The sequence below is a fragment of the Gluconacetobacter brunescens genome (assembly GCF_048695475.1).
In the GTDB taxonomy this organism is placed as follows: domain Bacteria; phylum Pseudomonadota; class Alphaproteobacteria; order Acetobacterales; family Acetobacteraceae; genus Gluconacetobacter.
The window spans coordinates 2,161,772-2,184,567 of record NZ_JBLHEN010000001.1; the positions used below are offsets into that span (position 1 = coordinate 2,161,772).

The 22,796-nt window shown below is 67.4% G+C and carries 21 protein-coding genes and 1 tRNA gene; 9 read left to right on the forward strand and 13 right to left on the reverse strand.

Features of this window, described 5'->3' with window-relative positions:
• Positions 1-4 precede the first annotated feature (4 nt).
• The 4 genes from exbD to ACMAUO_RS09595 all read left to right on the forward strand — a co-directional run bounded on the left by exbD (position 5) and on the right by ACMAUO_RS09595 (position 5,354).
• Positions 5-514: a TonB system transport protein ExbD gene (exbD, locus tag ACMAUO_RS09580; protein WP_420356676.1), complete on the forward strand. Its 510-nt coding sequence runs from the start codon at positions 5-7 to the stop codon at positions 512-514.
• Positions 515-528: 14 nt separating this feature from the next.
• Positions 529-1,392 carry an energy transducer TonB family protein gene (locus ACMAUO_RS09585; RefSeq protein ID WP_420357248.1) on the forward strand — a complete coding sequence of 288 codons (864 nt, stop codon included), beginning with the start codon at positions 529-531 and terminating at the stop codon, positions 1,390-1,392.
• A gap of 168 nt (positions 1,393-1,560) precedes the next feature.
• Positions 1,561-1,950, forward strand: a complete 390-nt coding sequence (locus tag ACMAUO_RS09590; RefSeq protein ID WP_420356677.1) for a Fur family transcriptional regulator — start codon at positions 1,561-1,563, stop codon at positions 1,948-1,950.
• Positions 1,951-2,051: 101 nt separating this feature from the next.
• The gene (locus tag ACMAUO_RS09595; protein WP_420356678.1) at positions 2,052-5,354 is read left to right on the forward strand and encodes an efflux RND transporter permease subunit; all 3,303 of its coding nucleotides are present in this window, start codon (positions 2,052-2,054) and stop codon (positions 5,352-5,354) included.
• Between the two features lie 245 nt (positions 5,355-5,599).
• Here the strand turns inward: ACMAUO_RS09595 and ACMAUO_RS09600 are convergent.
• A tRNA-Gly gene (locus ACMAUO_RS09600) sits at positions 5,600-5,674 on the reverse strand.
• Positions 5,675-5,877: 203 nt separating this feature from the next.
• Between ACMAUO_RS09600 and ACMAUO_RS09605 the strand changes: the two genes are divergently transcribed.
• The 3 genes from ACMAUO_RS09605 to ACMAUO_RS09615 all read left to right on the forward strand — a co-directional run bounded on the left by ACMAUO_RS09605 (position 5,878) and on the right by ACMAUO_RS09615 (position 7,897).
• Positions 5,878-6,894, forward strand: a complete 1,017-nt coding sequence (locus tag ACMAUO_RS09605; protein WP_420356679.1) for a tetratricopeptide repeat protein — start codon at positions 5,878-5,880, stop codon at positions 6,892-6,894.
• Between the two features lie 70 nt (positions 6,895-6,964).
• A complete protein-coding gene (locus ACMAUO_RS09610) occupies positions 6,965-7,639 on the forward strand; it encodes an LON peptidase substrate-binding domain-containing protein (protein ID WP_420357249.1) in 675 nt (224 codons plus the stop codon).
• 66 nt (positions 7,640-7,705) lie between these two features.
• Positions 7,706-7,897, forward strand: coding sequence for a Trm112 family protein (locus tag ACMAUO_RS09615; RefSeq protein WP_420356680.1), 192 nt, complete (start codon positions 7,706-7,708; stop codon positions 7,895-7,897).
• A 59-nt stretch (positions 7,898-7,956) separates the two neighbouring features.
• Here the strand turns inward: ACMAUO_RS09615 and panC are convergent, their stop codons facing one another.
• Positions 7,957-8,838: a pantoate--beta-alanine ligase gene (gene panC / locus ACMAUO_RS09620; protein WP_420357250.1), complete on the reverse strand. Its 882-nt coding sequence runs from the start codon at positions 8,836-8,838 to the stop codon at positions 7,957-7,959.
• A 114-nt stretch (positions 8,839-8,952) separates the two neighbouring features.
• Here panC and ACMAUO_RS09625 point away from each other — a divergent pair, with 114 nt between their 5' ends.
• Entirely contained in the window at positions 8,953-9,219 is a 267-nt protein-coding gene (locus ACMAUO_RS09625; RefSeq protein ID WP_420356681.1) for a hypothetical protein, read from the forward strand.
• A 7-nt stretch (positions 9,220-9,226) separates the two neighbouring features.
• Here the strand turns inward: ACMAUO_RS09625 and ACMAUO_RS09630 are convergent, their stop codons facing one another.
• The 10 genes from ACMAUO_RS09630 to ACMAUO_RS09675 all read right to left on the reverse strand — a co-directional run bounded on the left by ACMAUO_RS09630 (position 9,227) and on the right by ACMAUO_RS09675 (position 20,643).
• The gene (locus tag ACMAUO_RS09630) at positions 9,227-10,150 is read right to left on the reverse strand and encodes a transglutaminase family protein (protein ID WP_420356682.1); all 924 of its coding nucleotides are present in this window, start codon (positions 10,148-10,150) and stop codon (positions 9,227-9,229) included.
• Entirely contained in the window at positions 10,147-12,639 is a 2,493-nt protein-coding gene (locus ACMAUO_RS09635; RefSeq protein WP_420356683.1) for a circularly permuted type 2 ATP-grasp protein, read from the reverse strand. The genes ACMAUO_RS09630 and ACMAUO_RS09635 overlap by 4 nt, the downstream gene beginning before the upstream one ends.
• A 79-nt stretch (positions 12,640-12,718) precedes the next feature.
• On the reverse strand, positions 12,719-13,789 hold the full coding sequence (locus ACMAUO_RS09640) for a zinc-binding metallopeptidase family protein (RefSeq protein WP_420356684.1): 1,071 nt from the start codon (positions 13,787-13,789) through the stop codon (positions 12,719-12,721).
• A gap of 79 nt (positions 13,790-13,868) precedes the next feature.
• Positions 13,869-14,435 carry a thioredoxin domain-containing protein gene (locus tag ACMAUO_RS09645; protein ID WP_420356685.1) on the reverse strand — a complete coding sequence of 189 codons (567 nt, stop codon included), beginning with the start codon at positions 14,433-14,435 and terminating at the stop codon, positions 13,869-13,871.
• Positions 14,432-14,971: a MauE/DoxX family redox-associated membrane protein gene (locus ACMAUO_RS09650; RefSeq protein ID WP_420356686.1), complete on the reverse strand. Its 540-nt coding sequence runs from the start codon at positions 14,969-14,971 to the stop codon at positions 14,432-14,434. Before ACMAUO_RS09650 ends, ACMAUO_RS09645 begins: the two co-directional genes overlap by 4 nt.
• A gap of 60 nt (positions 14,972-15,031) precedes the next feature.
• Entirely contained in the window at positions 15,032-15,547 is a 516-nt protein-coding gene (locus ACMAUO_RS09655) for a hypothetical protein (protein ID WP_420356687.1), read from the reverse strand.
• 38 nt (positions 15,548-15,585) lie between these two features.
• Entirely contained in the window at positions 15,586-16,146 is a 561-nt protein-coding gene (locus ACMAUO_RS09660) for a methylamine dehydrogenase light chain (RefSeq protein ID WP_420356688.1), read from the reverse strand.
• 48 nt (positions 16,147-16,194) lie between these two features.
• Positions 16,195-16,809 carry a thioredoxin domain-containing protein gene (locus tag ACMAUO_RS09665; protein ID WP_420356689.1) on the reverse strand — a complete coding sequence of 205 codons (615 nt, stop codon included), beginning with the start codon at positions 16,807-16,809 and terminating at the stop codon, positions 16,195-16,197.
• The gene (locus ACMAUO_RS09670) at positions 16,809-17,987 is read right to left on the reverse strand and encodes an amine dehydrogenase large subunit (RefSeq protein WP_420356690.1); all 1,179 of its coding nucleotides are present in this window, start codon (positions 17,985-17,987) and stop codon (positions 16,809-16,811) included. Before ACMAUO_RS09670 ends, ACMAUO_RS09665 begins: the two co-directional genes overlap by 1 nt.
• A gap of 67 nt (positions 17,988-18,054) precedes the next feature.
• Positions 18,055-20,643, reverse strand: coding sequence for a TonB-dependent receptor (locus ACMAUO_RS09675; protein WP_420356691.1), 2,589 nt, complete (start codon positions 20,641-20,643; stop codon positions 18,055-18,057).
• 298 nt (positions 20,644-20,941) lie between these two features.
• Here ACMAUO_RS09675 and ACMAUO_RS09680 point away from each other — a divergent pair, with 298 nt between their 5' ends.
• On the forward strand, positions 20,942-21,886 hold the full coding sequence (locus ACMAUO_RS09680) for a LysR substrate-binding domain-containing protein (protein ID WP_420356692.1): 945 nt from the start codon (positions 20,942-20,944) through the stop codon (positions 21,884-21,886).
• Between the two features lie 10 nt (positions 21,887-21,896).
• On the opposite strand, the gene ACMAUO_RS09685 is transcribed toward ACMAUO_RS09680, so the two are convergent.
• Entirely contained in the window at positions 21,897-22,664 is a 768-nt protein-coding gene (locus tag ACMAUO_RS09685; RefSeq protein WP_420356693.1) for a sulfotransferase family 2 domain-containing protein, read from the reverse strand.
• Positions 22,665-22,796: the final 132 nt, after the last annotated feature.

Sequence of the window (22,796 nt, forward strand, 5' to 3'; positions counted from 1 at the left end):
CGGCATGATCCGTATCCGTCACACCGACGAAAATCCGCATGAGGCCAGCGAGATCAACGTCACCCCGTTCATCGACGTGATGCTGGTCCTGCTGGTGATCTTCATGGTCACCGCCCCGCTGACCACCGTGAATGTGCCGGTTGATCTGCCATCCTCGACCGAAAAGCCGACGCCGCGCCCGGACGATCCGGTATTCCTGACGGTGAAAGCCGATCACGGTCTGGCCTTGGGAGAGGATGATATCAGCACCGATGCGCTTCCCGGTGCGCTGGAAAGTGCGACCAAAGGCAACAAGGACGAATGGATCTTCCTGCGGGCCGACAAGACAGTCGATTACGGCACGCTGATGGGCGTGATGGATAAGCTGAGGTCTGCTGGCTACCTCAAGGTCGCGCTGGTCAATCTGCAAGGACAGGAGGAAGGCAGCGAAGCCGGTACGGCAACGGTGCCCACCGGCGCGGGAGCCTCGGGTAGTGTTCCTGCGGCGGCGCCAGCTACGGGAAACACACCGTGAGCGGCACGGCGAACATGGTAGATGCGGCCGGTTCGGCTGGCGCGACCCAGGATGCGGTCTCGCCGTCTTTCGCCGACTGGCAGCGCGGGCAGCTCCGTCTGGCCCGGCGTGAAGATGCCCTGCGCTGGGGCCTGTCTTTCCTTGCCGTTCTGGCTGTCAGCGGCGGAACGATCTGGTGGATCATGCGTCTGCCGCCGCCACAGATGGCCGTGCCGGAACCGCCTCCCGCGGCCATTGCCATCGACATGGCCCCTGAACCGGTCTCGACACCTACGCCGCCGACCGACGCACCGATCGGCCCGAAGCAGACGCAGTCCATTCCCGATCCGGCGCCGGTCGAGCCGCCCAAGATCACGGCCCCGCCATCGCCCGCGCCCAATCCCCCGGTTCCGGTCCCCAAACCGGAGAAACCACGCAAGATCATCAAAAAGAGCAAGCCGGTTCCGAACTTCAAAAAGCCCATCCCGGGCAAGACACCGTCGGCCGAGGCTACGACCGCGCCACCTTCGACAGAGGCGCCACCGGCACCCACACAGGCAGCGCCAGCCCCAGGGTCGTCATCGGCTCATGCTTCCCATGATCCGGTGACCTGGCAAGGCGCGCTACTGGCACAGCTTGAAAAGTTCAAGCGCTACCCGTCCGACGCCATGGCCGACCGTCAGGAAGGCGTGCCCGCCGTCACCTTCTCCATGGACCGGAAGGGTCATGTGCTTTCAGTGACGCTGGCGAGCAGTTCCGGCCATGCGCTGCTGGACCAGGAAGCGATTGCGCTGCCCAAACGCGCCCAGCCGCTGCCCGTCCCGCCGGACAGTGTTCAGGGCGATCCCATTACGCTGACCGTCCCCGTCGAGTTCTACATCCATGCCGACAGGAACTGAGGTTTCTGGGCATTCCTTTTCTCCGATCGTGACAGGATCATCGCCATGCTTGCTTTCCCCGAACATCGCCGCTCTCCCCCTGACGTACATCAGATCCGCCCCGCCATGGGCGCCAGCCGCAGGCAGGTCCGCCAACTGGAAGAGCGCTGCCGGGACAGCGGACTGAAGATGACCGACCTGCGTCGGGTGCTGCTGCATGGCATTTTGGAAGCCGGAAATGGGGCGACGGCCGTCGAAATCTGGAAAACGCTTGCGGCGATGGTAGATGGGCATGCGCCTAGTCAGGGATCCCTCCAGCGCAACCTCAACCTGCTGGTTGAACACGACGTGTTGCGGCGCGATGTCGGGGTGGACCGGGTCTGGCGCTACCGTATCGCCTCCACGCGCCGGGAAACGTCCCCGGCCATTACGTTCGTCAATGCCGAGACAGGCCGCCACATTCCCGTTCGTTCGCCCGAGATCGCCGCGTTGCTGCATGCCGCCGCAGCCGAATATGGCCTAGCCCTTAAAAGTGCGGCCATTACGGTGGCGCCGGCCAGCGATGAGCGGAGCATATAAAAACAGCTCGTTCGCACCCTTTTCGTCGTGTTGGCGCTGAAAAAACGCAGCACTCGATCGTCTTATAGAGTGAACCCTCCCGCAGGGACGGGACATCTTCCTTGAAATTCATCGCCTGGTTTGTCCGTCGCCCGGTGGCAACCCTCCTGCTGCTGCTCTCCGCCGTGCTGTCGGGCCTGATGGCGTTGCCCCTCCTGCCGGTCTCGGACCTGCCCGATGTCGACCTGCCGGTGATCTCGGTCTCGGCGTCGAATGCTGGCGGCTCGCCCGAGGTGATGGGCCGTACGGTGGCAGCCCCGCTGGAACGGCATCTGGGCAATATCGCGGGCGTCACGCAGATGATGTCCACTTCCACGCGGGGGGAGACATCCATCTCGCTCGGCTTCGAACTGGGCCGTGACCTCAATGGTGCGGCGCGGGACGTGGAAGCGGCGATCCGGGCCGCGCGGCGGGATCTGCCAATAACACCGGGGTCCGACCCGAGCTATCACCGGGCCAACCCCAATGCGACGCCGGTGCTGATCCTGGCGGTGACGCCGGGCATACAGTCCATGGCGAAGCTGTATGACCTGGTGAACACCACGCTTCGGCCCATGCTGTTGCAGGTACAAGGCGTGGGTGATGTGACGCTCATGGGCAGTTCAGCCCCTGCGGTGCGGGTGGAGATGAACCCGCTGCTGTTCTTCAAATACGGCATGGGGTTCGAGAACCTGCGCGCGGCTCTGGCCTCGGCCAATGCGCATACGCCCAAGGGCGTGATCGATATGGGCGACCGGCGTTACCAGCTTGCCGTCAACGATCAGGCCGAACATGCCGACGCCTACCGGGATCTGGTGATCGCCTATAAGAGCGGGCGCCCGATCCGGCTGCGGGATGTGGCGACTGTCACCGACAGCATGCAGGACGTGAATGCCGCCGCGTTCTTTGACGGGAAACCGGCCCTGACCCTGATGGTGCGCGCCCAGCCGGGAGCCAATCTGGTGGGCATCGTCGATGAGGTGAAAGCCCGTCTGCCCCGACTGCGCACGCTGATGCCGCCGGGAGCGGATATCGCCGTGGCGCGGGATGGCTCGGCGGTGATCCGTTCCTCGCTGCATCATACGCTGGTGACGCTCCTGGCCTCCTGTGTTCTGGCCTTGGCCGTGGTGTGGGTGTTCCTGCGCTCGTGGACGGCCTCCGTGGCAGCGGCGATCATCGTGCCGTGCTGCCTGATCGCCAGCCTCGGGCCGATGCATCTGGCGGGCTTCGGGCTGGACAATCTTTCGCTCATGGCGCTGACGGTGGTGACAGGCCTGGTGGTGGATGACGCCATCGTGGTGATCGAGAACATCATCCGCATGCGCGAGCGGGGGATGTCTGTTGATGAAGCGGCCATTGCCGGAGCGAGCGAGGTGGCGTTCACGCTGCTGTCGATTACCGTGTCGGTGCTGGCGGTGTTCCTGCCGATCGGGCTGGTCTCCGGTCTGACGGGACGGCTGTTCCGGGAGTTTGCCGGCACCGTGGGGATCGCCGTGACCGTGTCGCTGGTTCTGTCCTGTGTGGTGACGCCGTGTCTGACAGTGTTGTGCATGCGGTTCGCCGAGGGAAGCGACGCCCGCATCAACGAAGAACACCCGACCGCAGCCGAAGATCATTCCCACGGCATCGATGCCGCAGACTTTTTGGATCATGAGAAACACAGTGGCAGTCTGTATCGCCGCACTCTCGAAATCTGCCTGACCCATCCCGGCAAGACGGCGTTCCTGCTGCCATTGACCCTGCTGGTGGGGGTGGTCCTGTTCACCCACATGCCCAAGGTCGTGTTCCCGCGTCAGGATATCGGCATTGTCTCGGGCGGCTCACGCGGCAGCGGCAGTTCGCTGACCCAGACAAAGGTCCGGCTGGAGCGGTTCAGCAGGGTGCTGTTGGAGGATCCGGCGGTCACGCACGTCATTGCCTATCTCGATACCGGCGAAGGCTCCAGCCATGGCATGGTGTTCGCCACGCTGCGCGACCTGTCCACCGGGCGGGCTTCAGGGGCGGAAGTCGCGACCCGCGTGATCGGCAGGATGGGTAAGGATATCCATGCCGAATACCATGCCCAGGCGCCCGGCAACATCATGATGCGGGTTGGCTCCAACAGCAGCGGGGTCAGCTACATCCTGCGCAGCGAGGACGACCGGCTGCTGGGGCCAGCCACGCGGAAACTGGCGAAAGCCCTGCGGCATCATCCGGAGTTTACGGATGTGGATCCGGACGTCGATCCGCCCGGACAGGGCATTACGCTGGCCATCGACCGCGATACCGCCGCCCGTGTCGGGGTCACGCCACAGGTCATCGGCAACACCCTGTCCGACGCGCTTGGCCAGACCACGGCCTCGGTCATCTACACGACACACGGGCAATACAACGTGGTGCTGACCGTGGAAAACCGCTTCCAGCGCGACCCTGAGATCCTGAAGCAGTTCTGGATCAGTCCCTCGGGTGGGTCAGCGTCCGGCAGTTCGGCCTCGAACACCATCCGGGTGGTCACGTCGGCCACGGCCAGCACCACAGCCTCCACGAGTGCCGCGGCGTTCAGAAACCAGATCGCCAATTCACTGGCGGGTGGAGCGAATGCGTCGACCGGATCGGCCGTGGCGACCGGGGCGGAGACGCTGGTGCCGCTGTCCGTCGTGGCCCGGATGACACCGAGCCTTGACCCGGTGGCCGTCACCCATATCGGCTATGCCAGTTCCGCCTCGCTGGCGCTGGAACTGGCTCCCGGTGTCAGCCTGTCGCAGGCACAGGCGATCATCGATCAGGAGTGGCGGAGCCTGCATCTGCCCGAGACCATCACCGGCGAACTACAGAGCGATGAAGGGGACGTTGGCAAAAGCACGCATGACAGCGAGATCCTGATCATCGGCGCTGTGCTGGCCGTCTATCTGACATTGGGCATGCTCTATGAAAGCGTATGGCACCCGCTGACCATCCTCTCCACCTTTCCCTCAGCCGGGATCGGGGCCATCATGGCCCTCGATCTGTTCGGGCTGCCGTTCTCAGGCATGGCGGTGATCGCCATGCTGCTGCTCACCGGCATCTCGCTCAAGAATGCCATCCTGCTGGTGGATTTTGCCATCCATGCTGCCGAGCGCGAACGCGGCCTGACGGCGCGTGAGGCCATCCGCGAGGCCTGTCTGCTGCGGCTGCGGCCCATTGTCATGACCACCTTTGCCGCCGCCCTCGGCGCGCTGCCGCTGGTGCTGATGGGCGGCTATGGGATGGAATTGCGCCAGCCGCTGGGCATAGCGCTGATCGGGGGGCTGATTGTCAGCCAGGTCCAGACCATGCTCACCACGCCGGCACTTTATCTGCTGGTAGCAAAAATCGCGGCGCTCGCTCGGCCTTCCCGGAGAAGACGTTCAGAGTTGCCATATCCGTAGCCCTATGGAGCACGCACGGTGCTGCCTAGCGCGTGGCGTATCTGATGCCTCTCTAAAGGGGGGGAAGCATTGTCGCTTTCACGGATATAGCAAACGGATTCGCTCACTCGCTCGCTACGCCGAAGCCGCACCCGACTTGCGTCAGGCTGCTTACAAAATGCTTACATTCCGGCGCCGCGACACGCTGTAAACAAAAAACGGCCCCGAAGGACCGTCTTTAACCGACTGATTTTCCTAGGAAAATCTGGAGCGGGCGATGGGATTCGAACCCACGACCCCAACCTTGGCAAGGTTGTGCTCTACCCCTGAGCTACGCCCGCTCACCGTGTCGGTGAACGGGGGTTTAAGGGAAAGCGGATCGGCTGACAAGGGGGGAAAATCATCTTCGGTGTTTTTTGTGACAGGGGTGCATTGCCGCTTGTGAGACAGGGTGGCGATGACAATGTTAAGGTCAGCAGGAGGCCGGGCCATGCCCGGCGGTAGAGCACGATAAAACACGTTAAAACAGGCAGGATCGGTTTTCATGGAGTACATCATCGGTCAGTCCCGCGCAGCACAGCGGCCCGCAGGCGGCCTGGTTGACGCCGCGGGGGCGCCGGCAGTGGGAACCGCAGCCGCAGGCAATGCCGGTCACGCCGGCAACGGTGCGGGGATGATCATCGATGGCACCCAGGACACGTTCATGCAGGACGTGCTGGAAGCCAGTCGCACCATGCCGGTGCTGGTCGATTTCTGGGCCGCCTGGTGCGGGCCGTGCAAGCAGCTGACGCCGGTGCTGGAAAAGATCGTCCGTTCGGCCGGCGGTCGGGTCAAGCTGGTCAAGATCGATGTCGACGCCAACCGCGCCCTGGCCCAGCAGCTCACGCAGGTGGGGCTGCCGCTGCAATCGATTCCGCTGGTTGCCGCCTTCTGGCAGGGGCAGATCCTCGACCTGTTCCAGGGCGCGCAGCCGGAAAGCGAGATCAAGCGCTTTGTCGAGGGGCTGCTCCAGGCCGCCGGCGGCGGTGCCATGCCGGCGGCGGAGCTGCTCGCCGCCGCCCGCACCGCGCTGGATGCCGGCAGCGCCGAGGAAGCGGCGGGGCTGTATTCCCAGACCATCGAGATCGAGCCCGAGAACCCGGCCGCCTGGGGCGGGCTGGTGCGGGCCCTGATCGTGATGGGGGACGAGGAAGCCGCCGAGGCCGCCCTGGCCGACGTGCCCGCAAAGATCGCCGGGCATGCCGAGATCACCGGCGCCCGCGCGGCCCTGGACCTGAAGCGCGAAGGCCGCAAGGCCGCCGAGGAAGCCGAGGATTTGCGCAAGCGCCTGGCGGCCAATCCGGCCGACCATGAAGCGCGCTATGAACTGGCGGCGGCGCTGAACGCGGCCGGCCTGCGGCAGGAAGCCGCCGACGAATTGCTGACCATCATGCGCCAGGACCGTGGCTGGAATGACGATGCCGCGCGGCTGCAACTGATCCGGCTGTTCGAAGCCTGGGGCCATGACGACCCGGCCACCCTGCAGGCACGGCGCCGCATGTCCTCGCTGATGTTCTCGTGACGTGCGCCCCGAGGGCTCGCCCGCATTGATCGAGGACGATGTGCCGCGTGTCGTCCCGCGCCTGCGGGACATGACACTGGCGGACATGCCGGCCGAACTGGGATTGTTCCCGCTGCGCGAGGTGCTGCTGCTGCCCCGGGGCAAGCTGCCGCTGAATGTCTTCGAGCCGCGCTATGTCGCGCTGCTGGAGGATGCGCTGGCGGGGAACCGGCTGATCGGGATGATCCAGCCGCGCGACGATGCCGTGGAGAACGAAGGCAGCGACGCGGACGGCGAAGACCCGTTTCCGCCGCTGTACACGATCGGTGCCGTCGGCCGCATCACCTCGCTGACCGAACGGGCCGATGGCACCTATGCCGTGACGCTGACCGGGTTGGCGCGCTTTCGCCTGCTGCGGGAGACCGGCCTGCATCGCGGCTATCGGCGGGCGCGGATCGACGTGTCATCCTTCGCCTGCGACCTGACCGACAGTGCGGACCTGTTCTTCGACCGGAGCCGTATGCTGGCGGCGCTGCGGCGCTATTGCAGCATGCGGGGCTTCGGCACGCGCTGGAACGTGATCGACCAGATGGACGACGAGACGCTGCTGATCACGCTGCCGATGATCTGCCCCTTCCCGGCCGCCGAAAAGCAGGCGCTGCTCGAATCCGCCTCGCTGAACGATCGGGCGCGGACATTGCAGACGCTGCTGGAACTGGCTGGACATGAACCCGGCGACGAGGCATCTGACCCACCACCGGCGTGAGGCAGCATCCATGCGATGCCCGATGTCCCGCCTCCGCTACCGGCCATGCGTACAGGAGACCAGCCGATGACCGAAACCGCCCAGCAACCTCTGGACCCGCGCCTGCTGTCGATCCTGGTCTGCCCCGTGACCAAGGGGCCGCTGATCTATGACCGCGAGGCCGGAGAACTGATCAGCCGGCAGGCCGGGCTGGCCTTCCCGATCCGCGATGGCATCCCCATCATGCTGCCGGACGAAGCCCGCTCGCTCGATGCCTGATAACGCATGGTTTCCAAAGGGTCATGCCCTTTGGCGGGTTTCAGGGCGGCGCCCTGACCTTACGCCCCGGCGGCGGGAACCGGCACGTTGTCAATCAGCCGGACCCCGGCCAGCCAGGCGGCCGCCAGCAGGCGGGCCGGCGGGCCGTCGAGGGCCGCCAATGGCGCCAGATCTTCTTCGCGCCGCAGTTCCAGATATTCGACATCGGTGAACCCGGCCGCCAGCAGGTGCGCGCGCGTTGCCGCGAGGACCGGGGCGACAGGCTGGCCCCCGGCGATGGCGCGGGCCGCGTGCTCCAGGGCCTGGGGCAAGGCGCGGGCGCGATCGCGGTCGCCGGGGCCGGTGAGGCGGCGGTTGCGTGACGACATCGCCAGCCCGTCGGCCTCGCGCCGGGTCGGGCAGGCTTCCACCCGGATCGGGATATCCAGATCGGCGGCCATCCGGCGGACGACATGCACCTGCTGGAAATCCTTCTCGCCGAAGAAGGCCGCGTCAGCCTGGCTTTGCAGGAACAGCTTGCACACCACGGTCGCCACGCCGTCGAAATGGCCGGGGCGGTGGCCGCCGCACAGACCTTCGGACACGCCGTGCACCGAGACGGTAGTGGCGAAGCCGGCGGGATACATCTCGGCCACCGTGGGCGCGTACAGGACATGCGCGCCGGCTTCGGCCAGCAGGCGCGTGTCCGCTTCCATGACGCGGGGGTAGGTTTCGAGATCGGCCGGGTTATCGAACTGGGTCGGATTGACGAAGATCGAGACGATCACGCGATCGGTCGCGCCCAGGGCGGCGCGGACCAGGCTGAGATGGCCGTCATGCAGCGCGCCCATGGTCGGCACCAGCCCGACCGTCAGCCCGCGCCGCTTCCAGCCGCGCACCGTCTGCCGCAGGTCGGCGACGGCATGGACCGTGCGCATGTCGGTGATAAGAGTGTCCAGCATCATGCCCTGCCGCCCGTTCCGTGACGTGAAATCGTTGCGCCCGGTTATATCGGCCCGTTTCCCCGCCAAGGAAAGCCCGGCGCCATCTCTTCCGCGTGAGCCGGGATGTCTGCTATGAACGATTTCGGTCCCGGGTATGTGCAGGGCGTGGATGCATTGCCGGACCGGCAGACGACCAGGATATTCTTTTATCCAGTCTCCGCGCGGCGGATACTTGGCAGGAGGCCCCCTTTGTTCAAGACGATGCGGTTTATTGGCCTGGCGGCCCTCGTTCTCTCGGTTGCCGCCTGCGGCGGGGGCAAGCATCGCCCGAAGAACCAGAAGGAAGTCTGGCAGAGCATGGGCTTCGAATCCGGCCTCAAGACGTCCGGAAACCACTGACGCGAGGTCATGCCAGGTCGGTAGGGTCCGTGGGCTCGGGCGGCACGTCTTCCCACTCCTCGGCCGGCACGAGGTCCACGCCGACCGTCAGTTCGTCATTGCCGCCGCCCAGGATCAGCCCGTGTACCGGGCTGATATCGGCATAGTCGCGCCCCCAGCCCAGTACGACGTGCTCGTCGCGCATCACGATGCCATTGGTGGGGTCGAGGCCGATCCAGCCATGGGCCGGGCCCAGCCATGCGCCCACCCAGGCGTGGGACTGGTCGGAGCCCAGCCGCCGGGCCTGCCCCGGCGGCGGACGGGTGCGGATATAGCCGGACATATAGCGCGCCGGCACGCCGATCCAGCGGAGCGCGCTGATCATCAGATGCGTGAAATCCTGGCAGACGCCCTCGCGCCGGGCCAGCACCTGCTCAACCGGCGTGGAGAGGGTGGTGACGCCGGCGCGGAAGCGGAAATCGGTGTAGATGCGCGTGTTCAGGTCCAGCAGGGCGGCCAGGATCGACCGGCCAGGGGTGAAGGACAGGGCCGCATAATCGCCCGCCGCCGCGTTGGCCGCGCACATCGGGCTGTCGAACAGGAATTCCGCCGCCTGCCACGCCGGCGCGCCGCCGGCGCGTGCGAGGGCGACCAGGTCTTCCCACGCCAGGGACGTCTCTTCGGGCGGCGGGGGGGCAAAGGCGACCTCGACCTCCGATTCCGCCAGCACGGCGAAGCTGCGATGCGGGGCCTCGTGATACAGCCACGCGATCAGGTTGCCGAAATAATCGGTGCCGTCGACCCGCCGCACCGGGGACGGCGTGACCTCCAGCCGGGTCCAGCGCACGGCCTGGCCCGGCAGGTCGCGCGGGGTGACGTGCACGATATGGGCCGCCAGATCGACCGGGCTGCCATAGGCGTAACGGGTGAGATGACGCACGCGATAGATCATGATTCGTCCGATGCCTCGCCCCGATCAACGGCACGCAGGCCGCCGACCGCGCGCGGAGAGGTCAGCACCACGAAGTAGCGCCGTGCGATCTGCTGGCCCACATCGCGCAGCGCGGCATGGATATCGCGCAGCCGGTCGGGCAGCGCGGCCGCCGCAACATCCTGCTGGGGTGCGGACAGGACATCGGCCACCACCGCGCGCAGGCGCTCCATGACCTGGCCGGCCGCGCTGGCCAGACCCGTTCCGTCGCTGGGGTCCAGATCGGCCAGGGCCTCGGCCACCATCGCCATCTGGCTGGCCACGCCGCGCGGATTGCCGCCATCCAGCAGCAGCAGGTCCAGCACCGGAGCGGGCTGGAACACCGCGAAATAGCGCGACCGGTAGGTGATGGCGCAGTCGCTGAGTTCCAGCATCAACCGCAGCGCGCCCTCCATCCGGCCACGCTGGGAGACGTCCTTCTGGCGCAGGATCAGCGCCATCGACGTCAGGATCGCGCCGGCCCGCTCGATCCGGCGGCCGAGTTCGAGGAACTGCCGGCCGCCGCTGCGCACCATGTTCTCCGCCGTCAGGCCGGAAATGGTCGCGCCGTAGCGCAGCAGGCTGTCGGTGACGCGGCCGATCCGCTCCAGCGTGCGGCCGGCATCGCCGACAACGCGCGCCTCGCGCAACTGGGTGCGCAGCGTGTCGGTGCCGTGGACGATGGTCTCGAAGGTTTCGACCGTCATCCGGTCGCGCAGACCGGCCGACACCCGGGCGATTTCGGACAGCAGGCGGCGGGGCATGCCGGTATCGAGCGTGACGGCGGCCAGCGCCCGCACCTGCGTCGCGAAGCCCGCGCCGGCCATGCTTTCGTCCTGGAGCAGGCCGATCTGGACCGCCAGGCGCAGCACGGCTTCCAGTTCCGCCCGCTCGCGCGGGGAGCCGTCGATCCGGCCGATCCGGCGGGTCAGCACCCGCAGGACGCGCCCGGCTTCCTCCAACTGTTCCAGGTAGCGGCCCAGCCAGAAGAAATCGTCCGCCGCGCGGCTGGGCAGGTCCCCCTGCCCGCGCCGGATGGCCAGCACCGGCATGGGCGGCGCGGCGATGCCGACCAGGTTGCGGCTGTCCTCGACCGTGACCCAGACATCCTTGGTGATGCTTTGGCCGCCGCGCGCGCGATCCATCGGGCCGCCGGGCGGCAGGTCGGAATCGGGCAGCAGGCGTGCCATGCCGCCCGGCATGACCTGCCAGCCGGTGCCGTCGAACAGGGCGAACAGGCGCAGCACGACCGCGCCGGGCTCGATTCCGCCGGGCTGGATGGCCGGCATGACCGAGGGGGCCAGCGCCTCGACCGCCACGAAGCGGTCCGGGGTGCGGTGGAGGGCCGCCAGCACGCTCTCCTTCGCCCGGTCCAGGCGGCAGGACGGGCCACGGGCGCTCGCGCTGTCACGCAGCCACCAGTTTCTGCGGTCGTCGGCCAGCAGGGCCTCGACCCCGAATGTCGCCGGCCAGCGCGCCGGGACGTCGGGCAGCCGCAGATCCTCGCCGATCAGGCGGCGGGCCAGGGCGGGCATGAAGGCGGCCAGGCCGGGCGCCTCGACCAGGCCGGATGCCGGGTGGTTGACCAGATGGACCGCGCCGCCGCGTGCCGCGTCCAGCAGGCCGGCGATGCCGGGGGGGCTGCCGCCCTCCAGTTCCAGGGGGTCGACCGTCCATCCGTCCTGGCGCAGCAGCAGCACGTCCACCCGGCGCAGGCCGCGCACCGTCTTCAGCCACAGGGCGCCGTCGCGCACCGCAAGATCGCCCGCCTCGGCCAGCACGCAGCCCAGTTCCCGCGCCAGGATCACATGCTCGGCCCACAGCGTGCCGCGCGGCCCCGGCGTGAGCAGGGCCAGGCCGGGATTGCGGTCCGGCAGGTTGGGCAGGCGGTGCAGGCTGTCCTGCCAGGCATCGAAGAAGGGCGAGAGGGGCTGGACCTCGCGGCCGGCGAACAGTTCCGGCAGGGTCCGCGTCATCTGCCGCCGGTTTTCCAGCGCCTGGCCGATGCCGTTGGCGCGCGCCACCCGGTCGGCCGCGACATGCCAGGCACCGTCCGGGCCGCGAATCAGGTCCATGGCGTAGAAATCGAGGAACGCGCCCGATACCGGGCCGCCCATGCGCAGGAAGCCCGGCGCCGGATAGACCAGGGACGGCGGCAGCACGCCATCCGCCAGCAGGTGGCGCGGGCCGTAGAGGTCGCGCAGCGTCGCCTCCAGCACGCGGGCGCGCTGCACCATGCCTTCGGACAGGCGGGCGAATTCCTGCGCCGTCAGCAGCAGCGGAACCGGGTCGCAGCCCGCGGCGGCGCCTTCGATGGGGCCGGTCTGGTCGTGCAGGGCGCGCGCCATCTGCCTGCCGCGTTCGAGCAGTTCGCGATGGCCGAGATCGCTGATCGCGCCAAGGAGACGGCGCCAGTGAGGCCGGACGCCACCGTGACCGTCAACCATCTCGTCAACAGGGATGGGCGCCATGTCCATGATGCATGGTTGTATGGGCGAAGCCGCGCCAACAGTAAACGGTCTTGCGCGGGGCGAGGGCCGAACGGTCTGCTCAGGCCGGCGGGGTGCCGTGAATCAGGTTATGGACATAGGCCAGCTTTTCCAGCGCCGGGGGGGCGAGGACGAACGGGTAGAAATCGATCTGGCCCATCGATCGGTTCAGGCTGTTGATCGCATAGGTCAGCGGCAGCCATGCCTGGGCGATCCGCGCGAAGTCGCCCGGCGCGTAGGGATTGAACGCGACCTCGGTCTGCATGGCCGGATCGTCGGAGACGTGGATGTCGACCGACAGGCCGTAGGCCCGCGCGGTTTCCAGCGTGGAGACGATGTGCAGGTAATGCGCCCAGGTCTCGGCGAAATCCTCCCACGGGTGCATGGTCGCGTAGTCGCTGACGAAATTGTCCTGCCAGTTCGGGGGGGCGCCGACCTGATAGTGATGCTGCAACGCCGCCTGGTAGTCGGCGCGCTCGTCGCCGAACATGGCGCGAAAATCGTCCAGATGGCCGCCGTCGCGCACCAGCACGTTCCAGTAATAATGGCCGACCTCGTGCCGGAAATGGCCTAGCAGGGTGCGATATTGCTCGCCCATTTCCACGCGCATGGCCTCGCGCTGGGCGTCGTCGGCCTCGCGCAGCGCGATGGTGATCAGGCCGTCCTGATGGCCGGTCAGCACCTTGCCGCCATCAGGTGGATCACCCAGGAAATCGAAGGCCAGCCCGCCTTCCGGGTCTTCCTGCCGGGTCACGATCGGCAGGTTCAGGCGCAGCAGCGTATAGACCAGCCGGTGCTTCGCCGTTTCCAGCTTCCGCCACTGGTCCAGATGCCTGCCCTCCGAAAGGTCCGGGATCGTGCGGTTCAACTGGCAGGCCAGGCAGTAGGCATCGCCGCCGGCGGGGACCAGCCAGTTGCAGGCGTTCTGGGCGGCATTGGCGCAGAACCGGTAGGACGATGCCGTTGCGGCCGTCGAGAGCGGCCGCCATGTGCCGTCCTCGGCCGCTATCTGCTCCAGCGCGCTGAGATCATTTTCCTCCGGCAAGTAACCAAGGGTGTGGCCGCATCGCTCGCATGCCGTGTTCTCGAAGAACAGGACCTGGTTGCAGGCCTGGCAGGCAAACAGCTTCATGATGGGCTCCGGCAACATTTCATGTGCATGCACAACGCTGTAGCCGGTCGATTGTTCCACTTCGGCGGAACTGGGCCTTTCACGCGGCAGCGGGTCGCCCGGCGACGTTCGGCAGCATCGCCTCGATCTGGCGGCGTGTGTTGACCACGTCGCGGGCCAGGATGGTGCCGTTATCGTCCAGCAGCACCAGGGTCGGCAGGCGGCTGACCTGCAGGACCAGCCCCAGTTCGACGCCGGTGACGAAGGGGATGCCGCCCAGCGCCAGACGGTCGCGCAGGGCCTCCAGTTCCGGTACCGCGCCGTCGCCGACCAGAACAGGTTCCAGGCCCCGCTCGCGCGCGACGTCCAGCGCGATCGGCAGCACGCGCTTGCACACGGGGCAGTCGGCGCCGACGAACAGCAGCATGCGGATGGTGCCCGCCGCCAGGCGCTCGCCCACCGGGAAGGGCGTGCCTTCGAGCGTGCGCATGGTGATGCGGGGGATCGCCTGGCCGACTTCCAGCCCGCGCTGGGGCTGCTGCTGGCCGATGGGGGCGATGCGCTCGTGCAGGATGCCGATCTGGCGCGCCAGGGCGAGCACCACCAGCACCAGCACGACGATGGCGGCGAACAGCAGCACCTGCGACACGATCAGGACAGTCATCATGCGGATTGTTCCTCCGGGCCGCGCGCGGCCGATATCAGGTGCGACAGCGCCAGGACCACCGCCAGCAGGCAGGCGCCGGCCGCCAGCGCCTGATAGCGCAGCAGCAGCGATATGGGCAGGCCGGTCAGGGCCGGCAGCAGCGAGGCCGGTGCCAGCAGGGCGGCGCGCGCGACGGCGCCCCAGGACAGGCGGGCGGATGCCATGCCGGGCAGGCAGCCGCAGGAGAGATCGGCGCGCCCGCGCAGCAGGTTGATGGCCATCGCGAGGACGAACAGCGCGAACAGCAGCGCCGCGCCGATGCCGGCCCGGAGGGGAGCCACACCGGCGAGCAGGGCCGCGCCGACGCCGGTTTCGGCGACCGCCAGGGCCCAGGCGGCGGATTCCAGCAGGGAATCGGGCACCAGCCGGTAGGCGGCCAGCGTGGTCAGAAACCCGTCATGATCGCGCAGCTTGGCGATGCCGGCAGCCAGCAGCAGCGTGCCGATGCCCCCGGCCAGCAATGCGCCGGCCAGAGGCAGGATGGCGGGGGCGGTCATGCCCGCCCCCTGTGGTGGAAGGTTTCTGTCATCTGCCTTGTCCTCGTATCCCGTGCGCCGTCACTGCCCCTCACGCGCCGCCTGCGTCACATCGTACCCATGCAGCCCCGCCGCCGCCGGACAGGCCTGGACGACCGCGCGCACCACCTGCTCGCGATAGCCATGCAGGTCGGCCATCCGCAGCGGCCGGGCGCGCAGGGCCGCGATCTCGGCCGTGCTGTAGGGGCGGCTGTTGGCCGGGACGCTGGCCCCGCCGAAGGTGAAGACCACGAAATTCATCATCCGCGCCAGATCCTCCGACGAGAGGTTGGCGAAGGCCACGTTCGGCAGGCGGACCAGATAATCCCGTCCCTCGGGCGTGCAGAGGAAATACCCCACCTGCCCCGCCAGGTCGGGCACCACCTCGCGCCCCGAACGGCCCTGTATGCCGTGGCAGCCGCCGCACCCCATCAGATAATGGCCCTGCACCGCCGGGATCACCGGCAGGGCGCCCGCCGTGGGGGCCGCGCGGGCCAGGCCCAGCAGGGCGAGGACCGGCAGGACAGCCAGGGAGAGGATCGGGTAGCGATGGCGCATCGTCGCACGGCGCCCCCTTCCGGCGGCGCCTCTGCCCCTCAGCCGGCCTGGCCGATGATCGCGGCGGTGGAGCAGTGATAGGCCGTCGAGGCCGTGCCGAAACACCAGATGATGTCGTTGCTGGCCTGCGGCCGGTAGATCGGCATTTCGCGATCGGCCGTGTTGCAGTCGCAGGATTTCGGGGCGGCGCAGATATTGCGGCCGCAGCAGTCGCGATAGGCGATGACGTAGGAGCGGCCATCGTCGGGGTTGCGGCAGGTGCCGATCCACGACACCGGTGACGGCTGGGTGCCGGGTGGGCAGGTGTGGATGCCGCCGCCGCAGCAGCCGCACAGCACGCCGTCGATCGCGCAATGGCGCCAGTAATTGCACTTGGTGGGATCGGTGCTCTGCGCCCGCCGTTCGAAATCCGTCAGGGTGGTGGCCGGGCTGGGCGTGGGCGTCGACGCGGCCTCGGCGCGGCGCACCGGCAGCAGCGGGAAGGCGGGCGCCACCGCCATGGCCGCGCCCATCCGCCCCAGCACGCCGCGCCGCGAGGATCGGGCCGCCAGCCGGCGCGTCACGGCTTCGCCCAGCGTGTCGAGGAAAGAAACCGGCATTGGCGCGTTACTCCTGAAGGTTCCACAGGCCGGGACGAGCCGGCGCGATCATGCCGCGCGGGGCCGCGCGTCCAGATAGGATTGCACCGAGACGTGGCCGGTTTCCCCAGCCACAACAAGACTTTCGAGATGCTCGCGATTATTGACCAGGCCCTTGGCCACGATCCTGCCCGACGCATCGAGCAGCAGGGCGAAGGGCAGCTTGTCGATGCCGAGTTCGCGCCCGATCTCGGGGTCGTTGACGAAACGGGACGGCGAGAGGCCGAAGCGCACCACCAGGTCCCGCTGCATCGCATCGGTATCGTCGCCCAGACACAGCAGGTCGATGGCTTCGCGGCGCACGAAATCCTGCGCGATGGGCAGCATCTTGCGCGAGATCGGGCAGGTGCCGGAGACGAACAGCAGCAGCGTGCGCGTGCCTTCGGGCTGCGCGCCGCCCACGGCGAGCACCGTGCCGTCGAGCGCGCGCAGGGCGTGCGCGGCCAGCATCTGGCCGGGAGCCGGGCCGCCGGACGTCATCAATGCGCCGACCGGCGCCACCTTGGTAAACAGGTAGCGCATGCGACGGAACAGCAGCACCAGCACCGGCGCCAGCGCCAGCAGCAGCAGCCAGTCCAGCGCCTGGGCCCAGGCCAGGACGGTCATCGGCGAAGCGGAATCCATCACCCGTTATGACCCGGCAGGAGGTCCGGCGCCACGATCATGGCTTCCGAATGGGCCTCTACCGTGCGGCGGACGGTGCCGGTCCGCGCGTCGAGCACCGCCATGCTGCCGTCCTCCGACGTGGCGTAGAGCAGTGGGGTGGCGTCACCGCTGACGGCGATGCCGCGCGCGGGCTGTGGCAGGTCGATGCGGCGGACCAGCGTGTGGTGGGCGGGATCGAACTCCCACACCTCGGTGCCGTCGGTCTTGTGCGTCCAGTGCGGGCCGACATGCATCAGCACGAACAGGTGCCCGCTGGCGCGGTTCCACGCGAAGGGCTGCTTGCCGCCGGGGCGCCAGGCCTGCTCCTGGACGCCGGTGCCGGCGACGGGCTGGCCGGCGGCCGCCTGGATCGACCAGGGGGCGGCGATCTCGGGCTTCGCGCCCAGCATCACGTCATAGACCTTGCCGGTATAGGAGACGAACAGCGCGCGCCCGGTCGCGTGATCGACCAGCCCCTGCTCGAAGATCGGGTCGTTATTGGCATCGAAGAACGGCGCGGTGTGGGTGACGGTCGGCTTGTCGCCGCCCGCATAGCCCACATTGGTCAGCGAGCCGTCGCCGCACAGGCTGGAAAACCCGTCCTGCTTCCAGGGAAAGACCAGGGCGCAGCCGGGGATATCGACCGTGCGCGCCACCGCGCCCTTCGCCAGATCGACGATGGTGACCGAGGTTGCCGGGCTCATGTCGAAGACATAGCCCCATCTGCCATCGGGACTGACGTCGAAATCCTGCCCCTTGTAGACCGCCAGCGCGCGGGGCGGCAGCGTGATCTCGCGCCGCAGGGCCAGGGTGTGGGCGTCATATTCCTGGATCAGGTCCTGCCGCGTGCCGTGATCGACGCGCGACCAGATCGTGTCGGCGACATAGAAGGTCCGCCGGTCGGGCGAGAGCGCGATATTGCCCAGGATGCTGGCCGGCAGGGTGCCGAGGATCCTGCCGGCATCGGCATCATAGATCGTGTAGGAGTCCCGGTCGGTCGCCGGCAGGACCCAGTGCGCGCCGACCGGCGGCAGGGTCGCCACGTCGCTCTGCTCGGCTTGCAGGACCGGCGACGCGGCCTGGGCGGCGCCGGCCGGGGCGGCCAGCATGGCGGCCAGGGCCGCGCGGTACGCGGTCTTCGTGTTCCAACCCAGCATCGCGGCTTCCCTGCCCCCTGTTGAACGTGAGGTGTCCGGGCGACATGGCCCGGACACGCTCGCCCGATCAGTATTCGGCGCTGATCGTGCCGAAATATTCGCGCACCGCGCCGCGCTCCAGCGACTGGTAGTCGCCGCCGTCGCCGGACTGGCCGCCGATGGGGAAGCCGTTTTCGCCCATCATCGCGATATATTTCTGGTTGAAGAGGTTATAGACCTCGAACGCCAGGGTGACGTTCTTCAGCACGCTGAGATTGCCGAAGCGGTATTTGGCGCCCAAATTGGCCATCCAGTACGGCGAGATATGGGTGTCGTTCATGTACGAGAAATAGCGCTTGCCGTAGTAGTTCACATCGAAATGCGCCGATGCGCCCTTGTACTCGTAGGACAGGCTGGTCTTGTACATCACCTGCGGATAGGCGAGCATCTTGGTGCCCTTGATGTCGCAATCGCCCTGGAGCGGACAGATATTGACGTGATCGGCGTAGGTGAAGTGGTTGTAGCTGACCGAGTTGGTCCAGGCCAAGCCGCGCGCCAGCCCTTCGAACGGTTGCAGGGTCAGCGCGGCGTCCATGCCCCACATCACCGCGTGCTTCGAATTGACCACCGAGGTGATCGGGTTGTTCAGCGAGCCGACCGACGCCGAAATCAGGCGGTTGTAGACATCGGAATGATAGCCGTCGATCGAGGCCTGGATCTTGCGCGAGGTGTAGCGGTAGCCGATGACATAGGTGAAATCGCGCTCGTTCGGCAGATTATGCTGAAGATCCTTGAACGCATCCTGCGAGGACACCGCCCAGGGCGACACCGAGCCGCCCGACGGCGCCACCATGAACGGCCGCATGTTCTCGGCGAAATCGAAATAGACCTCGTGGCCGCGACCGAAATGGTAATCGAGATTGACGGCCGGCAGGAAGGCGGCCGCCGAGGTCATCGACCCGCTGGGCAGGCCGGAATCCACCCCGACGCCGGTGCCGTAGCCAGCATCGACATTGCCGTAATCCGCGCCGCCCGCAGTCGTCTGCAGCATCGAGCGGAAGCCGTACGTCACCGTCAGCCCTTCCACCGGACGCCATGCATCCATGACATGGAACTGGAAGGTGTTGGTGTTCCATGTGAAACCGTAGCCCTGCTGGAACGCGGGGCCATAGGTGGTGTAGGGACCGACCGTCTTCAGCGGGGCGCCCTGGCCGTAAACCGGCTCATTGAACCAGAACAGGCCCGAACGCTGGGAGTTGTTCTCGTACCAGCCGCCGACATTGATGCTGTGATGGCCGATATGCCAGGTGAAGGCGCTGGTGAAGCCGAAGCGGCGGTAGGAATTCTTCCATACCTCTTCCGACAGCGGCGCGCCGGTGCCCAGCGACTGGGTCCAGGGATCGCCATATGTCGCGTTGCTGTCGAACGCGCCGGCATAGAAGACCGTGTTCCAGCGCAGGGAATTGGTCAGCGCCAGATCGGCATTGATGGCGCCCAGATAGTCGCGCGTGGACTGGCCCGCATCGTAATAGGCGGTGCCGGCGCCCTCGTTGGTGTTCTCCCAGCCGGCCGGCACGGTCGGGCTGGTGCCGTTGGGCAGCACCAGCGGCGTGCCGCTGCCGACATCGTAGGAACCCGGGCCGTTATAGGCCAGGCCGTTATCGTTCACCCACGCATATTCCGAGGCGTTATAGGCGCCCAGATAATTCGGCGCCCAGGATTCGGTCCGCCAGCCGGCATTCTTGAGGATGCTCAGCGATTTGTCCGCATAGCCCCAGACTTCGGCATCGTTCCAGTTGAACAGCGCGGTGATGCGGCTGTCATGGCCGATCGGCTGGACGAGCTTGCCGTTGACCGTCTGCATGAAGCCCGGCGTGTCGGCATCGTATTTCCGCTCATCGGAGCGCGAATAGGCGGTGTAGAATTTCGTGCCGGTCTGGTTCAGCGCGCCGCTGTCCACCCGCGCATAGGTGCGCAGCGTGCCGTAGCTGCCGAAGACCTGCGAGACCTTGGCGCCCGCCTTGTCCTTGGGGTCGGACGTGTGGAAGCGCATCGTGCCGCCGAGGCTGGAATTGCCCGGCAGGTCCACGCCGCCCGCGCCCTGCGAGGTTTCGACGCCCTGGATATCGTCGGAGATCCAGGCATCGGCGATGTTGATGCCGTTGACGCTGGTATAGGTCTGGTCGTTCAGGGGGATGCCGTCCAGCGTCATCCCGATCGAATCCTGGAAGAAGCCGCGCACATAGACGCTGGTGCCCCAGGTGTCGATGCCGAGCGGATCGCTGGAACTGAAGCTGACGCCCGGCAACTGGCCGACCGCCTTCAGGATGTTGGTGCCTGCGACCTGCGATTCCAGCATCGCGCGGCTGATGCTGGTCTCCGCGCCATGCGAGGTGTGGTGGCTGGCCACGACATCCACCGCCTCTTCGGCGGCGCGGGGGGGCGCGGTCGGACGGGCGGGCGCGGGCGTGGCTGCAGCCGGTGTGGCGGCCCTGGTCGCGGTGCCCGGATGGGCGGCCCGGCCCGCGCCATGGCGGCCGGACGCATGGGCCGGCTTCTTCGCGGAGGGCGCCGATGCGGTGGCGGGGTCCGACGCCGTCTGGGCGAAGGCCGGCGCGCCGATCACGCTGCCGATGACGCCGCCCAGGACTGCCGTTCCGAGAAGTCGCGCACGCAAGAATTGTCCGTTTCGCACCAAAACCCGTCCTGATCGCATATGCCGTTTTTCCCCAACGCCGCGTCGCGCGCTCGCAATACCGGTCGTCTGCCCGGATCAAGTCTCGAAACAAGGCGGTTCCGTTGACAAGAACTTTTGTTCCGGAACACCTGCTTTCTCCGCGACAGATGCACCGCCAACACACCCGTTAATCCATCGAAATAATTTGCAGAAGTTGCCTTCGTTGCCATTGTGGTGACAAAAAGGCACCACTATCCTGATCCGCACCGTCGTTCGCTTCCTCCATTCCCGGCATTCCATGGCAGACAGACGCCCTTTTCCGCCCTTCGGACCGCTCCGTGCCTTCGATGCGTTCGGCCGCACGCGCGGCATCCGCCGCGCGGCGGAATGGTTGCAGATCGATCACGCCGTCGTCAGCCGCCATCTGCGCGCCCTGGAAAAATGGGCCGGGGTGCCGCTGCTGGACCGCGCGGGCGGCGGGCTGACCGAAGCGGGCCGGATCTATCACGACCGGATCGCCACCGCGCTGGACGAGATCGCCCGCGCGACGGAGGCCCTGCGGGCCGGCGACCTGCCGCAACTGAGCGTGTGGTGCGTGCCGGGATTCGCCTTTCACTGGCTGGTACGCCGGCTGGGCAGCTTCCGCACCGAATATCCGGACATCGACCTGCTGCTGCGCCCGACCGATGCGCGCGCCCGGTTCTGGTCCGACGGCGTCGATGCCGATATCCGCTACCAGCTCGACGGCCGTCGCCACGAACCGCAGCCGGGCATCCGCCACGCGGAACTGGCGCGGCCGCCGGTCTTTCCGGTTGCCAGCCCGGACTTCCTGCGCCGTGTCGGGCCGATCCGCACGGTGGGCGACCTGCTGTCGCAACCGCTGCTGGCCGAGGAAAACAGCGATGAATGGCTGACCTGGCTGGCCCGGCAGGGCGTGGCGGCGCCCTCCATGATCCCGGCGGCCCGGCTGTGGCATGCCCATCTGGTGCTGGCCTCGGCGCGCGAGGGCCAGGGCGTGGCCCTGGCCAATCCGTTCCTGCTGGAAGACGACCTGCGCAACGGTACGCTGGTGCGGGTGGGCTCGCCGGAAGCGCCGTTCGACGGTGTGGCGATCGGCGCCTATACGCTGTTCATTCCCGAAAACAGCTGGGAACGCCCGGCCCTGGTGCGCCTGCGCTCATGGCTGACGCATGTCGCCGGGGCGTTTCTGCCGGATACCGGGGCTGCCGCCAGGGACGCCTGAGAGCGCGGCGTCAGGCGGTGGCGATACCGTCGAACAGCGCGACGTCCTGCTGATAGGCCGCCAGGATGCGCGCCCGCTGCCGCTCGGTCGGCACCAGGCCGTGGGGCCGGCCCTCGTTCAGGCGTGGCAGGCGCACGGGCCCCAGTTCCGGCATCAGGTCGGACAGGTGCGCCATATCGTCGATGCGCAGCAGGTGCCGCACCGCCGGCCGCCCCGCCCGGTCGGCGACGTACCAGGATTGCGGGCGGAAGATATGGTCCATTCCGTAGATCGAACGGGCCTGCTCGACATGGTCGAGCGCATCGTCCAGCGACCGGAAGCCCATATAGAGATCGCGAAATTCGGGCGCGACCGTGCGGTCCCGCGTGCCGCCGTTGCGGGCGTAGCTGTAGGCGGAAAGGAAGCGGTCCACCGGATCGCGCAGGATGGCGAAGCTGGGCAGATCGCGCGCCAGCTCCGGCGCCACGTCCTGGTAATAGCGGATGGACTGGTGCGAGAGCGTGCGGCCATACAGCGCGGTGGCGATCGAGGTGCCGGCATTCTTGGGCACATGGATGAACAGGATGCCGCGCCGGGCGACCAGCGCCATGCGCTCGCGCCGCCTGCGGCCCATGGGCAGGCGGATGCCGGCCCGTGCCGTCCATTCGTGGATATCCGTCGGCAGGCGGAAGCCCGCGAGGCGGGTGAGGCGCGCGAAGACCTGCGCGGACCACGACGCGGAGGCGGGGTTTTCCATGACTGCCTGCAACGGCACGATCGTCTTCTGTGGGGCAGCCACTTTTGTTCCTCCGGTCGCGGTCGCAATAGGCGGAGACAATCTAGCAGCAGAAAAAATCGCGGAAACCCGCGCGGCCACTCCCGTTACAATTGGAAATTATTTGCAAGACGGGAAACAATTCTTTCTCCCGTC